Origin of the sequence: Mucilaginibacter sp. 14171R-50 (assembly GCF_010093045.1) — a bacterium.
In the GTDB taxonomy this organism is placed as follows: Bacteria; Bacteroidota; Bacteroidia; order Sphingobacteriales; family Sphingobacteriaceae; genus Mucilaginibacter.
The window spans coordinates 40,653-61,435 of record NZ_CP048115.1; the positions used below are offsets into that span (position 1 = coordinate 40,653).

A 20,783-nucleotide genomic window follows, 5' to 3' on the forward strand; every position below is an offset into this window, starting at 1 on the left:
ATTATATTTTTGATACTGTATTAAGCCTTTTAACCTCTAATCTCATCGCTTTAAAAGAATAGGCCAGCGCGCTGGCTAAGGTAGCCTTGGTGATTATGTTAGAAAGATCGATACCCAAATGCACCACCGTTTGTGCAATTTCGGGGCGTATTCCGCTAATTATACACTCGGCACCCATCAGGCGTGTGGCGCTTACGGTTTTTATAAGATGCTGCGCTACCAGTGAATCTACAGCAGGTACACCCGATATATCCAGAATGGCGATACTGGAACCCGACTCTACAATTTCCTGTAAAAGGTTCTCCATTACTATCTGTGTGCGCGCGCTATCAAGCGTGCCGATAATAGGCAGGGCCAGTATACCATCCCATACCCTGATAACCGGTGTAGATATCTCGGTTATCTCATCAGTTTGGCGCAGTATTACTTCTTCGCGTCCTTTAATAAATGTTTCAAAGGTAACCACGCTCAGGCTATCCATCAGGCGGTTTATCTTCTGGCTTTCTGCAAAAAGCGCCCTCGGGTCGTCTACCTCATTCTGTAACACTTCCAGGATAGCCTCTTTCAGCAAGAAAACAAAATTACCCGTTTCGCGCGGACTAAAGCCCTGACGTGCACGTGTAATGGCTATACCACCTAATATTTCAATTACCGGATTCCACTCGTCAGATTCGAGGTTGGTAAGGTTACTTCCGGACAGGTTACCCACCAGCGCGTCAATTAACTCTTCCGATTGATTTCTCAATTCGTCGTTGCTGATCAGGTCTTCACGCAAACCCTCGTCGGTCAACTGGTTTTTCATCCAAAGTTCAAGGATGTTCTTTTTTTTATTTTGTAGCAATTGATAAGTATTTTGTGACATGGTTGAAGGATACAGATTGATAAGTAAAATTCAAACTTGACAAGTTAAATTAAGTGTGAAAGGTAGATAATAGGTATTGCATTACAAAATTTATTTAGCAGGGAATAATTAAGTAATTAATTAGTAAGCAATTTCATATCCTAATACGATGCAACTTTACCCACTAACCCGTAGTCATATCCTGTCACCCCTACATCACATTACAGCCATTAATACTACTTGCATATAAAAAGCGTATCTTTGCATAATTACCCGTTGATTTACGGTTTTGATTTATTAGACACTCTTCAGATCCGCTTAATGCTTCGCGTTAGCACATACATTACAATCATTACATGTCATTTGAAAATTTAAATTTAATTGAGCCTATTTTAAGGGCTTTAAAAACAGAAGGCTATACTACGCCTACTCCAATTCAAGAACAAGCTATACCCTATATATTACAGCACCGCGACCTTTTGGGTTGCGCGCAAACCGGTACCGGCAAAACAGCTGCTTTTGCTATACCCATACTGCAATTATTGTTTTTGGATAAACAAAAACACAAAGAGCAAAAACAAATAAAGGCCTTAATACTTACCCCAACCCGCGAACTGGCCATACAAATTGCCGAAAGCTTTACCGCGTACGGCAAGAATACAGGACTTAAAAACCTGGTTATTTTTGGCGGTGTATCGCAAAACCCCCAGGTTGATGCTTTGCGCCGCGGGGTGGATATCCTGATAGCAACTCCGGGCCGTTTGTTAGACCTGATGAACCAGCGTTACGTACATATCGACCAGATAAAAATGCTGGTGCTTGACGAGGCCGACCGAATGCTGGATATGGGCTTTGTAAACGATGTTAAAAAAGTGATAGCCAAAGTGCCCGCTAACAGGCAAACACTTTTCTTTAGCGCAACCATGCCTAATGAAATTCAAAGCCTGGCCGATAGCATACTGCAAAAGCCTGCAAAGGTTGAAGTTGCACCTGTATCATCAACCGCCGATACGATACAGCAATCGTTGTTTTTTGTTAGCAAGGGCGATAAACGCTTGTTACTTAACCACATCTTAAAAGATAAAGACATTAAAACCGCTCTGGTTTTTACACGCACAAAGCATGGCGCAGATAAGGTGGTAAAAGATCTTGTACGCGCAGGCATCACCGCCGAGGCCATACATGGCAACAAATCGCAAAACGCGCGTCAGCGTGCGTTAACAAATTTTAAAAACCGTACCACACGTGTGCTTATAGCTACCGATATTGCCGCCCGCGGTATAGATATTGACGAGCTTACGCACGTGATCAATTACGAGATACCTAACATTCCTGAAACCTACGTACACCGCATTGGCCGTACTGGCCGTGCGGGGGCAAGCGGTATAGCCCTTACCTTTTGCGATGGCGAGGAAGAAATAGATTACCTTAAGGATATTCATAAGTTGATAGCCAAAGAAATACCGGTTGAGCAGGGACATCCCTACCCGTTAAGCTTTCAGGCGATGACGGAAAAGATGATGAGCAAAGCCAAAAACGGTACGCCTAAAAGCGCATCACCTGCCGGCGGCAGGCATGGTGGCGGCAACAAGCGCCCGGGTGCAGGCGGTAGGCCGGCGGGTCACCGTGGCAGCGCAGGCAACAGCCGTGGCAGTGCGGGCAGCAGGGCCGAATCGGGGCGATCAGGACGCCGATAAGCGGTTTTAGCGACTAAAAATTGAGGTTGGAAATTTAGGTTTGCTAAATTTTCAACCTTTTTTTATATCCTGATTCCCAGGGCTTAATCATGAATCTTCAACATCTGGACTCTTTTTCCCGCACGCTAAATTATATTTGCACCCTTCAAAGAAATTAAATAGCTTTATAGTGAAAATCCAACCGATACAAATGAGACGCCTTTTAGACCTTATAAAGAATAAATTCTTCCTGGTTACACTGGCCTTTGTGGTATGGATGACCTTTTTTGATAAAAACGACCTCTTCTCTCAGTACGATTATCATCAGCAACTGAACAAACTAAAGCAAGAACAAGCTTTTTATCAATCAGAAACCGCTAAGGTTAACAAGGACCTGGAGGAGCTTACCTCAGATAAGGTTAAACTCGAGAAATTTGCCCGCGAAAAGTACCTCATGAAAAAAGATAACGAAGACGTTTTTGTTATCGTTCACGAGAAGAAAAAATAACCCCGCATTCTTAAAAATTTCCGAAAAAATCAGACTTTTTTCCGCAAAAATCCGGGAATTATCTGCACTTTTTTAGTGTTTGCAATAACGTGTGGAGCTCACCCATGAAACTAACCGCCGCATTTTTTTATGCGGTCTAATTTCCGCTTTTGGGGTCGGGTTTGGGTATGGCAAACATGGCCTCTTTAATAAATTTAACCGGGGCGCTGCCGTAACTCAAAAACTTCTCGTTAAACAATTTTACCTTGTACTTATCGGCTTGTTTTTTCTTCCACTCGTCGTGCAGGGCGTTTATTTCTTTGTAGCCGGTGTAATAGCTGGTTAGCTGTACGCTGGTTACGCTTACACGCTTCCATTTGTTTTCGGCCTCGGTTTGCTGCTGAAACGCTTCTTTGGTAAGTAATTTAAGGGCTTGTTCTTTGGCCATGTTCGATGTGTGCACGCTGTAATCCAATATGGTGTTACAAACCGACCGCAGGTGCCATTTATACCACATCAGCCGCATTTCGGGCGCGTTGTCGCCAAAGCCCGCATCCAGCATCATTTGTTCGCTGAACACGGCCCACCCTTCTACCATGGCGCCATTGCCCAATACCGATTTTATTAAGCTCGGCGATTGATTTGCATACACCAACTGCGTGTAATGCCCCGGTATAGCTTCGTGTATACACAATATCTGCAAAGTGTAGTTGTTGTACTCGCGCAGGTAACTCTCGGCCTTTTCTGCCGACCAGCCCGCAAGGCTGCCCACGTTGTAGTACGTATTGCCATTTTTATCATATGGCCCGGGCGAACTGATAGAGGCGCCTGCAACCCCAGCCATGTAACCCGGTTCTTTGCGCACAACTAATGGTTTTGAAGGGTCGAGCGTTAACAGGTCCTTGCTCCTGATAAAAGCGGTAAGCCTGGGGATCTCTTTTTCAATAGCCGACTGGAAATCGCCCGGGGCAACGTGTTTAGACGATAACGTATCTATAACTTTGGCAATAAACTCAAGCGAATCTTTAGGGATGGGCTGTGTGCCAAAGTATTTCGGCCAAAGCTTCCTGCTCAGCTTGGCCATCTCGCGGTGCAGAAACTTCTTGCGCTCCACTGCCGAGTTATAAGTTTGCTGGGCTGTTCCCTCGGCTTGGATATCGTATTTGAACTTCGCTTCGTAAAGTTGTTTACCTAACCTGAAACTGCGGGGCTTATCGTTTTTCATGGCCTTTAAATAGGCCACATAACCCTTAATAGCTTCTGCGGATGCTTTGGCACGGTCGGTCATTAATTTTTGTTCGGCCGCGGGGATATTTGTTTTCTTAACGGAATCAGCAAAATCGTTTTCGATGATGCCCAAACCGCCCAGGTGCTGGTCAATGGCGAGTTCGGTTAATTCGGTAACCGGGTTTTTAAGCTGCTTTTCAGCCTCTTTGTAGTAAGTCGGTATATTCTCCATTTTTTGGTAAAAACTGCGCAGGCGCTTGGTAAGGGGTGCGTAGTTTTCGTTAAGTATGGTAGCAAATGTGCCAATTACATTATATGATGATGGGTCCCACTCGTACGATTTTAGCTGCTCGGTGTACCACTGCAGGCTTTCCATCTGGTTTTGCATCAGGCGGTGGTCTATCTTATTCGCATCGTTTAAACTGTTTACTTCATAGCGGCTTAACGAGTCTATCTGCACTTTAGCAAATTTTATGGCCTGTTCTCGGGTTTTTTGGCTGGGCACAAGCAAAACGCTGTCGTACTTATGGTAGCCCACGCTGGTTGCCCAATCAGGGTTGTTCTTCCACAATTCTTCCAAAAAATGATCTTCGTATCTTAAAAAGGCGGCATCATCCTTTAATGACATATCCTGTGTAACTTCACCATCCTTTTTACATGCTGTAAATGCAGCCACATACAGGGCCATTAAGAGTATTTTTTTAATCACTACGGTACAGTTTAGCTTTGGTAAACTTAAACTTTTGAGGCATATAAATCAAACCCGTATCTATTTTGTTAACCTGTAAAACTGGTATTATGAATGATGAGCATGAGATTTTGATAAAAGAGCTAATAAAACTATTGGAAGGCGGCGGCGCACATGCAACATTAAAAGATGCGCTAAGCGGCTTACCGCCGGAACTGCGCGGCGTAAAACCTGCTAACCTCCCCTACAGCATCTGGCAGCTGGCCGAGCATATTCGCATTGCGCAATGGGATATGCTGCAGTTTAGTAAAAATGCTAACCATCAATCGCCAAAATGGCCGGACGAATACTGGCCAAAGGCAAGCACGCCTGCAGATAATACGGCATGGAATAAAACCATTGAGCAGATCAATACCGATAGGGAGGAATTTATTGACCTGCTTAAAAGCGGTGATATTTTTCAAAACATACCCCACGGAGATGGCCAAAGCATTTTGCGCGAAGCATTACAGATTGCCGACCATAACGCTTATCACACCGCCGAAATTGTTTTGCTGAGAAGATTGTTGGGGGCGTGGAAATAATGCGGATGTGCAGATTACAAATGTGCAGATATGCAGATGGTTCATTTCGCATCGCATATCCGTGCATATTTTCAAATATGCAGATGATTCGTATGTATACAATTATTATCACATCCGCATATTTGCACATTTGCACATTCAGACATCTACTTTAACCCCTTTACAAAATTGACAATGCCGCTTACAAGTTCGGGTTTTAATGGCAGGTCGGGTTTATTGTAAGTTGCAATGTTCTGGTTCCTATCGGCGGGGGCCTCTTTTAAAACATGGTTCATACCCTGTATTATAACCAGCGTAGCTTCTGATTTGGCCTTTTTCAACAGTTCTGCATCAGTAACCGGCACCTGTATATCTGTAGTGCCTTGTAGTATCAATACCGGTATTTTTACTTTCTTCATTTCTTTGGCAGGATCATATCTAAACCACGATAAAAGATAGGGCTGGATATCGGGCCTTGCAATGGCATATAGTTTTGGGTCGATGTTATCTGTAAATTTCCCCCTTTTCAGGCTATCCAGCATAACCTTAAAATTATCCTGCAGGTACTGCGGCATCGATTTGACCTGTTCTGTAACGATCTGATCTGCACGGCGGCCCGCTCCCGCTACAGATATGAACGCGTTTACAGGCTGATCGCGAATAGCCAGCAAACCCACAAGCGACCCTTCGCTGTGCCCCAACACTATTACTTTTGAAAATCGCTCGTCGCTGCTTAGCTGATTTATTAAACCAACAGCATCATCTACATAATCTTCAAAACGCAGTTGCTTCTCTTTTGTAGTAGATACGCTCTGGCCAACAAGACGCTTATCATAACGTACAGTAGCAATACCATTTTTACCCAGCTCGTTAGCCAGCATTTTGTAAGTATTACCATTTAAGCCCAGTTTAGGGCTGTTACCGTCACGGTCGGTAGGCCCCGAGCCGGCAATAATCAGCACAACCGGTATTTTACCGTTAACGTTTACGGGTGTAGTTAAGGTACCTGATATCGACCCTGAAAAAGTTTTAAGCAATATGGGCGTTTCTTTCAGCGATGCATCAAGCGCTATTGTTTTTGCTTCCTCTACGTAAGGGCTAAGCAACAGGCCGGTCATCTTACCCTGCCCATTGAGCGATATATTAAGCAAAAAAACAGCGTTATCAAACGTTGCCTTGTAAACCGCCAGCGGCTGGTTGTATTTGACGAAATCTGTGCTAACTAAAGCGCCCAATTGCGATTTTAATTGTATGGTAGTAGGTTTAAACTTATCAAGCGGCAAGCTGGCCTTCATTTCGGGGCTAAACATATTAAAAATGCTATCCGGCTGGTTACCGTTATAAAATTGTTTAAACTTATCAGCCGCCGCTGTATAATTTGCCGGGGCATCCTGAGCTTTCGCAATAGCTGATGTAAGCACGATAAATGCTAAAAGGTATATTTTTCTCATATCGTATCCAAAAGGGTCACTGTTGGCGAAATTAATAAAATTGAAAGGGAATTTGCTTTAATATATCTACAATAACTAAAAGCAACATTTAATATTATAATACGTAAAACACTGTGTAGCATAATTAACATTGTATTATTGTTGTTATATTTAATTTTTTTTTGAGGGCTAAACTATAAGGAAATTTCTACGAGGTACATTAATGAGGGTCAAATTTGGATGCTTTTTTATAGCTGTCCTGGCAGGTTTATTTAATTTTTGTTACGCCCAAACGGGTGCATCTGCCATACGAGGCAGCGTTTTTTTACAAAATAATCAGCCTGCCGATGCCGCGACCGTTATTTTATTATCCTTGCCCGATTCGGCCGTAGTGATGTCGGCCCTGGTTACTGAACAAGGTGCTTATCAATTTTCTGACATTAAACCCGGTAATTATTTAATACTTACCACAAGGCTTGGGTATAAAAAGGTTTATTCAAAAAATTACACGCTTGCCACGGGGCAGGTGGTAACAGCTGTGCCGATCATCCTGTCGCCCGCCAGCAACGAATTAAAGGAAATATCCATTGTCGCAAAAAAACCGTTTATTGAAGTAAGGCCAGGCAAAATGGTTATTAACCCGGCCTCCAGTATAATATCCGCCGGACAATCGGTATTGGATATACTACGGCAATCGCCAGGCGTACGGGTTGGCAATAACGACAACGTAAGCATTAACGGGCGCCAGGATGCGCTGGTATTGATTGATGGAAAAGCCACTAACCTAACGGGTGCCGAGCTGGCCGCGCTTTTAAAAAGTACCCAGGGCAGCAGTATAGATAAGGTAGAAGTGCTGACCGGCGGTTCGGCGAAATACGATGCAGCGGCCGGCGGTATCATTAATATTATTTATAAAAAAGGCACAAACATAGGCACAAACGGCACGTTTAGCGCTTCGGCGGGGTATGGCAGGTATTATAAGGCAAATACGGGGCTTACCTTTAATCATCGGGCTGCCTTCTATAATATTTTCGGAAGCTACAACGTAAGTGCCAATAAAACGTGGAAACAGCTATATACGGGCCGGGGTATTAACTACGCCGGGCTGCAAAGCAATTATAACACAACTTATAATAGTGTACAAGAATATCAGAATCATAACTTCCGGCTTGGTACCGATTTCTTTTTGTCGCCGGGCAACAGCATCGGCTTTCTGATAAGTGGCCTGGTTAACAATAATACCTTTGATAAAAATAACACTCTGGCCATATTTAACCGGGGCATGCTTGACTCTACCATACTTGCCAATTCAACTATAGACCGCGACATCAGCAATATCAACTACAATATAAACTATACCAGCGTTTTAGATAAGGCCGGCAAAGCGCTCAGCGCTAACTTCACCTATACCCGGGCCAACCGACACTCTGCAGAATATATCACCAATCGTTTTTTTGACGGTGATGGCAGTGTTTACCGCGACCCGCTGCTGCTGCAAAACATCTCGCCAACAAAAATGAAAAACTGGACGGCGCTGCTGGCCTACAGCAACCCACTGCCAAAGGATGCAAAATTTGATGCCGGTTTCAAATTCAGCCGTACAGTAAGCGATAACAACCTGGTATTTGGCCCACAGATAAACGGTATTTATACCGCTGATCCGGCTTACACCAATTACTTTATATTTACCGAAAATGTTGGCGCCGCCTATGTAAATTACACCGGCAAGTTTGGTAAGCTTTCTTTAGATGGCGGCTTGCGCGGAGAATACACCCGTAATAACGGCAACTCTGTAACTAATAACACCCAAACGGCGCGCAATTATTTTAACGTTTTCCCTACGGTGTTATTGAGTTACAGTTACAATGACAAAAACGAATACAGCATTAGCTTTACGCGCGGCATTGAACGGCCAACATACGATAAACTAAACCCTTTCTTGTCGTTTTTAGATCTGTATAATTACCAGGCCGGTAACCCCTACCTGCTGCCCGACTATAGTAACACCTTAAGGCTTAGTCATACATACAACCAGGAAACCGTTACATCACTGTATGCTACGCTGCTCACGGGTGCAGCGTTCCCTTTTTATGAGCAGGACGATGCAAGCAAGGTTATACTTACCACCGATGTTAACCTGGGGCGTGTGTATACCTACGGCCTTAACCTGGGTACACCGTTTAAATTCACATCGTGGTGGAGTAGCCGTTACGATATTGATGCCTCATACCAAAAATATGTGGCCTATCGGCAATATGGCACCCTGAACAAAGGCACCGGCGACCTGATTGTACAATGGTGGCAAAACTTCGCGATAAGCAGCACCCTTGCGGCAGAACTATCAGGCAGGTACGAAACCGCAACCTTTTACGGTATTAACAATGTAAGGCCAAACTATTATGTTGATGCCGGTATAAGCAAACAAATATTTAATAAGTTAGGTAAGCTAAGCCTTGCGGTTAACGACATATTTAAAACCAACCAGGACCGCGTGTTCACCAATTATCAAAATCTGGATCGTGTGATGACGGATAGGCGGGAGTACCGCAAGGTTACTTTAAGCTTTAGCTACCGCTTTGGCAAAACAAGTGTAAAGGGTGCGGCCAGCCACGTTACCGGCAGCGAAGACGAGCAAAAAAGGATGCGCCTTAATAATTAGCCGCTCACTTTCTTTTCGGGATATTTGCCTCTGATTTTGGTTGAAAAAAAGTTTCCGCGCGATTCGCTGTCCAGAAACCTTTTATAGGTAGCAGGCTTAACGTTAGCATATTGCCATACGTCGCCATTTTCCCTAAACTCCAGTTCAAGGATGTGCTCTTCAGCATCGTAGCCAATACTTTTTAACGCCGATGATTGTACTGCCTGCCTGCGCATAACTGATAAACCATTGCAACTGCAAAATGGTTTTTAAGATCAGCCTGCGTACCCGCTAAAAGCGCTGATAAGGATGATAAGCAGTACTACAAAGGTAATTGCGGTGTATAGGCGGTCTTTCTCGATAATAAAGCCCACAGCACTGAACGCTACCCTGATAATAGGCGTTGCTATCAGTAAAATTATACCCATTTGTATAATGGCCCGGCCGCGCAACGCAAATACACCATGTATGACCCCTGACGCGCTTTGAACAAACGCCGGAACGCCCTTAAAGTCGTGGTAGTTTGGTACAGAGTGCCCATGGCGGTACAAATAGATAACGCCACCGATAAAAACCACGATCATAGATATGAATACACCGGCACGCAGCACCCATCCTATTATCACCTGCATATCTTTATCTTTAAACTTCTGCATCATTAAGCCGGTAGGTATCGTTGTATCGCCCGATACCAGGGTCTAAAATAAGTGTTAAATAGTGGGCTGCCAACTTTAATGTTAACCTATATATTATATAGACTTTGTTGAAAACCGAGCCTCTCTCCGGCCCTCTCGATGGGAGATGGGGTCAAAAAACCTTCCCTGCAGATGAGTAAAGTCGCCCCTATTGGGGGAGATTTAGAGGGGGCTTATAGCTGATGTTAGAGCAGTTTTTACTATTTTCGCAACCTTATACGGTAATTAAGCAAATGGACTATCAATTTAAAGATATAGAGCAGAAATGGCAGCAATTTTGGGCCGAAAATAAAACCTTCAGGGCCGAAAATAAAACCAGTAAACCCAAGTATTATGTGCTGGATATGTTCCCCTACCCATCGGGTGCGGGGCTGCATGTTGGCCACCCGCTGGGCTACATAGCATCTGATATCTTTGCCCGTTACAAACGGCTCAAAGGCTTTAACGTATTGCACCCTATGGGTTACGATAGCTTTGGCCTGCCAGCCGAGCAATATGCCATACAAACCGGCCAGCACCCCTCAATTACTACCGAGGCCAATATTGCCACTTACCGCCGCCAGCTTGACCAGATAGGCTTTTCGTTCGACTGGGAACGCGAGGTGCGCACCAGTTCGCCGGATTATTATAAGTGGACGCAGTGGATATTTATGCAGCTGTTTAACAGCTATTACGATAAAGATACCGATAAAGCCGAAAGCATTGCCAAACTGGTAGCGCATTTTGAAGCTAATGGCTCCGCCGGCATAAGCGCCGTGTGCGATGAAGAGATCTTGAGCTTTACCGCCGAAGAGTGGAAAGCGATGAGCGAGCAGCAGCAACAAGCCGAGCTGTTAAAGTACCGCCTTACTTACCTGCGCGAAAGCACGGTAAACTGGTGCCCGGCATTGGGGACCGTATTAGCGAACGACGAGGTGAAAGACGGCTTTAGCGAGCGCGGCGGATACCCTGTTGAACAAAAGAAAATGATGCAGTGGAGCATGCGCATTACCGCTTATGCCCAGCGCCTGCTGGAAGGTTTGGATACCATTGACTGGCCCGAACCGCTAAAAGAAATGCAGCGCAACTGGATAGGCAAAAGTGTTGGAGCCAGTGTTAAGTTCCCGTTCGATAAAACCACTCAACACTCAACACTCACTACAAACTACATAGAAGTCTTCACTACCCGTGTAGATACCATTTTCGGGGTAAGCTTTTTGGTGATAGCGCCCGAGCATGAGCTGGTTGCCGAGTTGACCACGCCCGGGCAAAAGGGCGATATTGATGCCTACATTGCCCAAACCAAAAATAAAAGCGAGCTTGACCGTATGGCCGATACCAAGACCGTATCGGGCGCGTTTACGGGCAGTTATGTAACCAACCCGCTCAATGGCGATAAAATACCCGTTTGGATTGCCGATTACGTTTTAGCCGGTTACGGCACCGGCGCGGTTATGGCTGTACCCAGCGGCGATCAGCGGGATTATTTATTCGCCAAGCATTTTAATTTGCCGATAGTCCCGATCATCGACATTCAAAAAATTGATGATGAGGCCGACCCAACCAAGGAAGGTAAATATATCAACTCCGACTTTATGAACGGCCTGGGTTATAAAGAAGGCACCGCAGCTGTTATTGCCAAACTGGAAGAATTAGGAGCCGGCAAAGCCAAGGTAAACTTCAGGATGCGCGACGCTATATTTGGCCGCCAACGCTACTGGGGCGAACCGGTACCTGTGTATTTTAAAGGTGATTTGCCTTATTTAATTGATGAGCGGCATCTGCCTTTATTATTGCCCGAAATTGATAAATACCTGCCAACCGAGAGCGGCGAGCCGCCATTAGGCCGTGCTACGGATTGGAAACATCCTGAAGGGGAATATGAACTGAGCACCATGCCGGGCTGGGCCGGCAGCAGCTGGTACTGGTACCGCTACATGGATGCCCATAATGATAAAGAGTTTGCATCGCGCGAAGCGATTGAATACTGGAAAGATGTTGACCTGTACATTGGCGGCAGCGAACATGCTACCGGTCACCTGTTGTACAGCCGTTTCTGGAACAAGTTTTTGAAGGATATTGGCAAAGTAGTTGAAGAAGAGCCTTTCAAAAAGCTCATCAACCAGGGGATGATACAGGGGCGCAGTAATTTTGTGTACCGGTTGATAGATGACGAAGGCAGGGGTACCAACACCTTTGTCTCGCACGGGTTGATCAAGGGTTACAAAACATCGCCCTTGCATGTTGATGTCAACATTGTAGAGAATGATGTGCTGAACCTGAATAAGTTTAAAGCCTGGAGGGATGATTTTGCCGAGGCTGAATTTATATTGGAGAACGGCAAATATATCTGCGGTGTTGAAGTGGAGAAAATGTCGAAATCCAAATTCAACGTGGTTAACCCCGATGACCTGATAGCCCGTTATGGCGCGGATACTTTGCGTATGTACGAGATGTTCCTGGGCCCGCTTGAGCAAAGCAAGCCATGGAATACTAATGGTATCGAGGGCGTGTTTAAGTTCCTGCGTAAGTTCTGGCGGTTGTTCCACGATGCGGAATGGAACTTTAATGTTAGCAACGAAGCCCCAACTAAGGCCGAGCTGAAATCGCTGCACAAGATCATTAAAAAGGTTGAGGAAGATATCGAGCGTTTCTCGTTCAACACGTCGGTATCCAGCTTTATGATAGCCGTTAACGAGCTTACCGACCTTAAATGCAACAAGCGCGCTATCCTGCAGGATCTGGTAGTTGTACTCGCCCCTTACGCCCCGCATATTTGCGAGGAACTTTGGGTATTGCTGGGTAACCCCGCGGGCAGTATATCAACTGCCGCCTATCCAAAATTCAACCCGGATTATTTGGTTGAGGACGAGTTTAGCTACCCGGTTTCTATCAACGGTAAAATGAAAACCAATGTTAGCTTATCATTAACAATGGAAACAACCGATATTGAAACCGCCATTTTAGCAAACCCTGATGTACAAAAATACCTTGACGGCAAAACTCCTAAAAAGTTAATAGTAGTGAAAGGCCGTATCGTAAATATTGTTATATAAATAATATATAGTTCCATGTACCCCTGTATGTTGTAAACAGCAACATGCAGGGGTATTTTATTGAAGCTTAGTGTAACATGTACATTACAGTTGTATATTATTTACATAAATCAGATTTATGCCTGTAACATTTTAGGCAATTTCGCCTCCAATTACAAAAATCAACAAAAACATGAAACGTGTACTTTTACTTATAATAGTTATTTGCGCCACCGTATCGGCCAAAGCCCAGTTTGGGGTTGGCGGAGGGGGCTCATCCGTAGTCGGTAAAATATCGGGTACGGTTATCGACTCGCTTACCAAAAAGCCAGTTGACTATGCTACCATCAGCTTGTTTAAAAGCGGTGCAAAAGCACCTATAAACGGTGTTCTTACTGACGAAAAGGGCCACTTCCAGATCAATAACGTGAAGGCCGGAAAATACAAGGTAACCATCTCGTTCATTGGCTACCCCTCAAAAACCTTCGATCCGGTTGAAACCACTGCTTCAAAGCCCGATAACGATATGGGCGACCTGGTGATCGCACCAAGCGCTAAAGCGTTAAAAGAAGTTGCCATTGTGGGCCAGGCGGCACTTATCGAAAACAAAATAGATAAGATAGTTTATAACGCCGAAAAGGACCTTACCGCCGCAGGTGGTAACGCAACAGACGTATTGCAAAAAGTTCCGCTGGTATCGGTTGATATGAACGGTAACGTAGCTATACGTGGCGATGGTAACGTTAGGGTACTTATAAATGGCAAGCCTTCCGGCGCTACATCTGCAAGCTTAAGCGATGTGTTAAAAACCATCCCTGCCGACCAGATCAAAAGCATTGAAGTGGTAACTTCCCCGTCAGCAAAATACGATGCCGAAGGTTCTGCAGGTATCATCAATATCATTACCAAATCTAAAAACGCATCGGGCATAAGCGGTTCTGTTAGCGGTGGTGTTGGTACCCGCCAAAACAACGGTAACATCAACCTAAACTACAGCAAAAACCGTTTTAACTTTTCGGCAAACTTAGGTGGTAACCTTACCTGGCCGCAAACCATGACCACGATTTTTGACCAAACCATTAACACCGGCGCTTTAAACCGCCGTAACCTTAATAACACCAGCAGCGAAACCAAGCGCCATGGCGCAAGGGGTACTTTTACGGCCGGCTACGAGTTTAACGGATTTAACAGCATTAACAGCACTATTGCCGTAAACGATGGTGGCTTTAACACCAATGGCGGGGGTAATTACAGCATTGAAGACTTTGCCACCCCTGCAAACAGTATTGATTATATAGGTAAAACATTAAATCATAACAAATTCAGCGGGTTTGACTGGAACCTTGATTATACGCATAAGTTTAAGAAAGAAGGGCACGAGTTAACTGTATCGGGCCAATGGAGCCATAGTATCATCAAAACAGATTACTCTACCTTATATACATCGCAGCAAACCACACCTGCAATTCCGCAGCCAAACCAAATGGGTAGCAACGATGGTAAAAACAACGAGTACACTGCCCAGGCAGATTACAGCAACCCTTTAACCAAAACGTTAAAACTTGAGGCTGGCGGTAAAACCATACAAAGGCGCATAAGCAGTATTTACGATATATTTTCGGTAGATGCCGATGGTAACAACCCGGTGTTGGATGTGGAGAACTCTAACTTATACAACTACAACCAAAACGTATACGCAGGTTATAGCGTGTTTACCATCACCTTACCCAAAAACTTTTCGGTATTGGCCGGTTTCAGGTACGAAAACACACAGATAAAAGGTGACCCAAAAACACCGTATGCAAGCAACGATAACCAACAGGAGTTAAATCCGTTTACGGCAAGCTACAACACTTATGTGCCAAGCTTAACGCTACAAAAAGTTTTTGGTACAAATACTTTCAAATTATCATACAGCAAGCGTATACAAAGGCCAAGCCTTTTTGTACTGAACCCTTTCATAAACAGGGCCAGTTCACAGGCACAATCGGTAGGTAACCCTAACCTGGCGCCGGAAGTATCGCAAACTGTTGAATTGAATTATAACACCTTTATCAAAAGCTCGGTATTAAACTTTTCGGTTTATTATAAAAGAACGAATGACCTGATTGAAGGTATAGCCGTGCCTATTGACGAGATAGTTGATGGCAAACATGTGGTAGGTACACGTACTGTACAAAACAACGTAGCGCTAAATAATTCGTTAGGAGCAAGTTTCTTTGGTTCGATAAACCCAATCAAACCTTTAACACTTCGCAGCAGCATAAATGTGTTTACCTATAACCCTACGGTTTACGATCAGTACGCCGGATCGGTAAATCAGGACGCTCTAAAAACCCGCGTTCAGTACACTATGTTTGGCAGCGCGCAATACACTTTCCCTAAAGACTTTATATTTGAGGCTTTTGGTTTTGTTAACTCGCCGCGACGTACCATACAGGGTAGCAGCCCGTCGTTCGGTATTTATGCTTTCGGTGTTAAAAAACAATTCATGAACAAGAAAGCTTCGCTTGGCTTTAACACTGTGCAGCCATTTGCGGTTAACAAAGCGTTCAACCAAAATATATCAAGCCCTGGTTTCACCCAGATCAGCCGTACGCAGTTTCCTTTCCAATCATTTGGTATAACGTTTAGCTACAGCTTTGGTAAGTTAAACTTTAGCAACCCGCAGCAAAAGAAAAAGAAAGGTGTTAACAACGACGACCAGATAGGCGGCGGCGACCAGGGAGCTGGCGGCGGTGTTGGCGGTGGCGCACCGGCAGGCGGCAAATAAAACCCGTAATTCAATACATAAATTAATAGAAAGCCCCTTCAAAATGAAGGGGCTTTCTTTGTTTGACTTAACTTGTCATCGCCGTTATTGGTGTTGTTAACCAGGGGGCAAAAACTTATGCCCCTCATTTCGCCGTTATTGATGTTATACCAACGACCTTAAGGCAGTGATCAGCAAGCATGGCGTCTTGTTGGTGACAACACCAACAAGGGCAAAAGCATGTGGAAGGCTGTGCGGCGGCGTACAGTCGGCCGATGGTTCGATACGTTCACCATGGCATTGTGCTTTTTGCAGTGAAGAATCTATTATCGCTATGCACAGCGGTTGATAGTTGCATCACTATGTTCAGCACAACAAGAACATGAGGCAATAAAAAAGCCGGTCAGATTGATCTGACCGGCTTGATTCCTATTCAACTCCCTTTCAGGTAGTGCGGGGGTATTACTTTTTATTGTAGTACTTAAAGTCTTTACCAATAAAACGCGCGGCTTCGCCCAGTTCTTCTTCAATACGCAGCAATTGGTTGTATTTGGCGATCCTGTCTGAACGTGATGCCGAGCCGGTTTTGATCTGGCCGCAGTTTAGGGCAACCGCAAGGTCGGCAATGGTAACATCTTCGGTTTCGCCGCTGCGGTGGCTCATTACCGATGTGTAACCGTTAGTTTGCGCTAAGGTAACTGCGTTTATGGTTTCGGTTAACGACCCGATCTGGTTAACTTTTACCAGGATAGAGTTTGCGGTATCCGTAGAGATACCTTGTTGTAAACGTTTTACATTGGTTACAAACAGATCATCACCTACTAACTGTACTTTGCTGCCAATACGCTCGGTCAGTAATTTCCAGCCATCCCAATCATCTTCGGCCATACCATCTTCAATAGAGATGATCGGATATTTTTCGGTGAGTTGGGCAAGGTATTCGGCCTGTTCCGCGCTGCTGCGGATAGCGCCTTTATCACCTTCAAATTTTGTATAGTCGTATTTACCGTCTTTGTAAAACTCAGAAGCGGCACAGTCAAACGCCAGGCAAATGTCTACACCCGGTTTGTAACCTGCTTTTTCTATCGCTTTTAAAATAGTTTCAACACCATCTTCAGTGCCTTCAAAGGTTGGCGCAAAACCACCCTCGTCGCCAACCGCTGTTGAAAGACCCCTGTCGTGTAAAATTTTCTTCAGGTTATGAAATACTTCGGTACCCCAGCGCAGTGCTTCAGAGAAAGATGAAGCGCCAACCGGCATGATCATGAACTCCTGGAACGCGATAGGCGCGTCAGAGTGCGAACCACCGTTAACAATGTTCATCATCGGGATAGGAAGGGTATTTGCATTTACGCCGCCAATGTAGCGGTATAAGGGCTGGCGGCTTTCCTGAGCAGCAGCCTTGGCAACCGCTAACGAAACACCAAGTATGGCGTTGGCGCCAAGGTTACCTTTATTTTCTGACCCATCAAGGGCTATCATAATAGCGTCAATAGCATTTTGCTCAAATACATCAACACCCTTTAATTCAGCTGCAATTTTTTCGTTTACGTTGTCAACGGCTTTTAAAACACCTTTGCCCATGTAAACCGCTTTGTCGTTATCGCGAAGCTCAACAGCTTCATGCACACCGGTTGAAGCGCCAGATGGCACTGCAGCTCGGCCAAGCACACCATTTTCTGTAATTACGTCTACCTCGATGGTAGGATTGCCACGGGAATCAAGTATCTGGCGCGCATGGACATCAATTATCAAGCTCATAGTTATTGTCGAATTTTTTTGAATGTAATACTATACTAATTTGGTCGGCTAAGTTAAGCGCAAAAACAGGAAATACCAACGCAAATTTTGCATTTGTAATCATTATTAATCGTTTGTGGTCGGTAAACGCTCGTGGTCGGCAGTGTTTTTACGGTTTATACGATACATCAGCGTAAACATCATATTATTTTTGGCGCTGCTTGTTACCGGCGTGTAATTACGCTGGTTTATCCAGCCGGCCTGCAGTATCCATTTTTTATCAAACTGGTAGCCCAATGCTGCCGATACTCGGTTACGTTCAAAGTTGGGCACTTCGTTAGTGAAGAAGATTTCATCAAAAACTGATAAAAACCAAGTTTTAGCCACTATTTTTTTATTGTTAAGTGGTACAAACATGTTTAGCCTGTAGCGGAAACGGTTGCGGTAATCGCCGTTTACCCAGCGCTGCTCCACCCGGTAGCGGTGCTCAAATTTTAAAGGCGTTAAAAACTGGTTAATGGTCATTTGCTCCCAAACCCTAAACTCGTTGGTTAGCGGACCTTTACCCAGGTCAAAATAATCGTAGGTATGGTAGGTACCTGTACCCAACAGGGCGATAAAATTTTTATCGATATCGTAGCTTACGCCTGCTTTGGCTTCGTAATATTGAAACTGGCTAAAGCCTGCGCCGTTGGTACGCCCCTGAAACTCGGTATAGCCCCCCCAGCGGTGTACGCTATCGCCGGGCATAACAATAGTTACAATTCCCCAGGTACCTGTTTTTGAATCCTGTGCGTTAACTTTTAATGAACATACCGTTAAGATAATAAGCGGCAATATTAAGCGTGTGATATTCTTTAACATTTGATTAATATTATTTTAATGCAAATGTATTTCCTGATTGTTACCTGCGTGTTAAGTACACAAGTGTTAATATTATTAAAATGTTAAGGATTATAGTTAATGTTAAATTAGTGTTAACAAAAGACGCGAGGTATCGCGTCTCTACATATTTCGTTTCCTGCTCTTCCCTTATTCCCATTTAAAGGTTTTTACGGCTACGGCGTAAATGCCAATGCCCCATAACAGCAGGATAAACAACTGGTGCGTTACATCGCCCAGGCCCGCCCCTTCAAAGGCGACCTTACGCATTGCATCATTTAAATGTGTTAGCGGCAATACTTTGCTTATATGCTGCAGCCATGTTGGAAAGGCAGTTATTGAAAAGAACGTGCCCGACAGCAAAAATTGCGGCAGGGTAACGATATTGGATAGCGGCGGCACTGTACTTTCGTTTTTGGCTATGCCGGATATGGTGAACCCGAAACCCATGAAAATGATGAGCCCTATTGTGCACAGTAACAGCATATTGGCTACCGTTGCAATGCCGTGAATAAGTGTGAAGCCAAAAACGTAATGCCCTATCATGATGATGAATAGCGCACCCAACAACGAGAACACGATACGCGCCAGGGCCTCGCCCAAAACTATACTGTATCTTTTTACCGGGGTAGCAAAAAAACGTTTAATAACCAGTGTTAGCCTCAGGCTTATGAATACGAAAGCCGTACCGAACACACCGCTGCTTAACAACGAAAAACCTAACTGACCGGGCAATATAAAGTCGATGTATTTATATTCGCGGCCGGTTACAATGGTTTCTTTAAGCTCGACCGCAGGAGGTATCTTTATACCCGAATACGACTGGATCCGGCTTAATTGTTGCGACTGTATGTTGTAAAAGATGTTTTGAAGCATAGACCGTAATACAGCGCTCTTATCGCCCGACGCATGGCTGTATTGCACGTTCATATTGATGCTTTTGGGCGGATTGAATGGTGTAAGATGAATAATGGCATCCAGACTGCCCTTTGCCAGGTTGGCGTTCATCTGATCGGTGCTTTGGTTTTTTATTAAATGCACCATGTTAATTTTTTGCAAGGCTTTATAAACAGGGTTAAGGGTATCGCAGCCCTTACTTACACCTACATCTATCGTCATGCCGCCGCCGCCAATATTGGCAAACACCACTATAAATATCAGCGGGAAGGCTAAACTAAATACCACTGCCGAGGGGCTGCGTAAAATAGAACGAAAACTGGCCCTGGCAATGGCCAGTGTAGCGCGGGTGTTGCTGTATTTTTGGTTCATTGGTTCAATAATTCATTTGTTTATTGGTATTTAATGCGCCTGCAAACTGCTAACTAACAACTGCAAACTTCTTCCTAACTTTCCCGCCATTCCTTGCCTGTCAGGCTTATAAATACATCCTCCAGGTTGGCGCCTTTGGTTTGTTTTTCGCGCTCAAAGCCGCTGGCTACCAGTTGGTCAATAAAATGGTCAGGCGTATCTATGCCAATGATATGGCCGCCGTCAACAAAGGCTACACGGTCGCAAAGTACTTCGGCTTCGTCCATATAATGAGTGGTAATAACAACAGTAGTGCCTGCATCACGTATCTCGCGGATCAGGTCCCAAAGGTTACGGCGGGCCTGCGGGTCAAGGCCCGTTGTAGGCTCATCTAAAAAAATAATGCGCGGGTTATTTATTAATGTAGTAGCGATAGAAAACCGCTGCTTTTGCCCGCCGGAAAGATCTTTGTATTTGGCTTTCGCTTTATCAGTAAGGGCAACCTTCTCCAGCATCTCTGCGGGCGTTTTATTTACCCCATATAGCCCGCTGAATAATACGATAAGTTCTGAAAGATTTAAGTTTGGATAATACCCCGCGGCCTGCAATTGTACGCCTATACGTTTTTTAATACTATCAGCATCCGTCCCGATATTGAACCCGTCAACCATTATCTCGCCTGACGTCTTTTCGCGCAGGGTCTCGATAATTTCCAGCGTGGTGGTTTTGCCTGCGCCATTTGGGCCTAGCAGCCCAAATATCTCCCCTTCGTAAACTTCAAAGCTAATGTCTTTTACAGCTTGAAAATCGCCATAATTTTTAACCAGGTTTTTTACTGTAATAATAGGTTGGTTTGCCATGATGTAAATATCAGATGTATTAGTGTGATATACAAGCCCGGA

15 protein-coding genes are annotated in these 20,783 nt (G+C 44.6%); 6 read left to right on the top strand and 9 right to left on the bottom strand.

Annotated elements, in window-relative coordinates; genetic code table 11:
- Window position 1: 1 nt before the first annotated feature.
- Window positions 2-862: an STAS domain-containing protein gene (locus GWR56_RS00195; protein WP_162429188.1), complete on the bottom strand. Its 861-nt coding sequence runs from the start codon at window positions 860-862 to the stop codon at window positions 2-4.
- A 335-nt stretch (window positions 863-1,197) separates the two neighbouring features.
- Between GWR56_RS00195 and GWR56_RS00200 the strand changes: the two genes are divergently transcribed.
- Together GWR56_RS00200 and GWR56_RS00205 are read left to right on the top strand one after the other, a co-directional pair.
- Window positions 1,198-2,538, top strand: coding sequence for a DEAD/DEAH box helicase (locus GWR56_RS00200; protein WP_162429189.1), 1,341 nt, complete (start codon window positions 1,198-1,200; stop codon window positions 2,536-2,538).
- 190 nt (window positions 2,539-2,728) lie between these two features.
- On the top strand, window positions 2,729-3,025 hold the full coding sequence (locus GWR56_RS00205) for a septum formation initiator family protein (protein WP_162429190.1): 297 nt from the start codon (window positions 2,729-2,731) through the stop codon (window positions 3,023-3,025).
- Between the two features lie 136 nt (window positions 3,026-3,161).
- On the opposite strand, the gene GWR56_RS00210 is transcribed toward GWR56_RS00205, so the two are convergent.
- On the bottom strand, window positions 3,162-4,940 hold the full coding sequence (locus GWR56_RS00210; RefSeq protein ID WP_238395279.1) for a DUF885 domain-containing protein: 1,779 nt from the start codon (window positions 4,938-4,940) through the stop codon (window positions 3,162-3,164).
- Window positions 4,941-5,029: 89 nt separating this feature from the next.
- Between GWR56_RS00210 and GWR56_RS00215 the strand changes: the two genes are divergently transcribed.
- Window positions 5,030-5,503 carry a DinB family protein gene (locus GWR56_RS00215; protein WP_162429191.1) on the top strand — a complete coding sequence of 158 codons (474 nt, stop codon included), beginning with the start codon at window positions 5,030-5,032 and terminating at the stop codon, window positions 5,501-5,503.
- 146 nt (window positions 5,504-5,649) lie between these two features.
- Here the strand turns inward: GWR56_RS00215 and GWR56_RS00220 are convergent, their stop codons facing one another.
- Window positions 5,650-6,933 (bottom strand): serine aminopeptidase domain-containing protein, encoded by a 1,284-nt coding sequence (locus GWR56_RS00220; protein WP_162429192.1) that lies wholly within the window; start codon window positions 6,931-6,933, stop codon window positions 5,650-5,652.
- 202 nt (window positions 6,934-7,135) lie between these two features.
- On the opposite strand from GWR56_RS00220, the gene GWR56_RS00225 reads away from it, so the two are divergent.
- Complete coding sequence (locus GWR56_RS00225; protein ID WP_162429193.1) at window positions 7,136-9,571, top strand: outer membrane beta-barrel family protein; 2,436 nt, start codon at window positions 7,136-7,138, stop codon at window positions 9,569-9,571.
- Here the strand turns inward: GWR56_RS00225 and GWR56_RS00230 are convergent.
- Window positions 9,568-9,786 carry a KTSC domain-containing protein gene (locus tag GWR56_RS00230; RefSeq protein WP_162429194.1) on the bottom strand — a complete coding sequence of 73 codons (219 nt, stop codon included), beginning with the start codon at window positions 9,784-9,786 and terminating at the stop codon, window positions 9,568-9,570. The two genes, GWR56_RS00225 and GWR56_RS00230, sit on opposite strands and share 4 nt — an antisense overlap.
- A gap of 39 nt (window positions 9,787-9,825) precedes the next feature.
- Entirely contained in the window at window positions 9,826-10,209 is a 384-nt protein-coding gene (locus GWR56_RS00235) for a DUF1634 domain-containing protein (RefSeq protein WP_238395280.1), read from the bottom strand.
- A gap of 269 nt (window positions 10,210-10,478) precedes the next feature.
- On the opposite strand from GWR56_RS00235, the gene leuS reads away from it, so the two are divergent.
- Both leuS and GWR56_RS00245 read left to right on the top strand, forming a co-directional pair.
- Window positions 10,479-13,280 carry a leucine--tRNA ligase gene (leuS, locus tag GWR56_RS00240; RefSeq protein WP_162429195.1) on the top strand — a complete coding sequence of 934 codons (2,802 nt, stop codon included), beginning with the start codon at window positions 10,479-10,481 and terminating at the stop codon, window positions 13,278-13,280.
- Window positions 13,281-13,452: 172 nt separating this feature from the next.
- A complete protein-coding gene (locus GWR56_RS00245) occupies window positions 13,453-16,032 on the top strand; it encodes an outer membrane beta-barrel family protein (protein WP_162429196.1) in 2,580 nt (859 codons plus the stop codon).
- Window positions 16,033-16,473: 441 nt separating this feature from the next.
- Here GWR56_RS00245 and eno read toward each other — a convergent pair whose 3' ends face one another.
- From eno to GWR56_RS00265, 4 genes are all read right to left on the bottom strand, one after another.
- Window positions 16,474-17,772 (bottom strand): phosphopyruvate hydratase, encoded by a 1,299-nt coding sequence (gene eno, locus GWR56_RS00250; protein ID WP_162429197.1) that lies wholly within the window; start codon window positions 17,770-17,772, stop codon window positions 16,474-16,476.
- A gap of 105 nt (window positions 17,773-17,877) precedes the next feature.
- Entirely contained in the window at window positions 17,878-18,615 is a 738-nt protein-coding gene (locus GWR56_RS00255; protein ID WP_162429198.1) for a DUF2490 domain-containing protein, read from the bottom strand.
- A gap of 168 nt (window positions 18,616-18,783) precedes the next feature.
- Complete coding sequence (locus GWR56_RS00260; RefSeq protein ID WP_162429199.1) at window positions 18,784-19,902, bottom strand: ABC transporter permease; 1,119 nt, start codon at window positions 19,900-19,902, stop codon at window positions 18,784-18,786.
- 74 nt (window positions 19,903-19,976) lie between these two features.
- A complete protein-coding gene (locus tag GWR56_RS00265; RefSeq protein ID WP_162429200.1) occupies window positions 19,977-20,741 on the bottom strand; it encodes an ABC transporter ATP-binding protein in 765 nt (254 codons plus the stop codon).
- Window positions 20,742-20,783 lie beyond the last annotated feature (42 nt).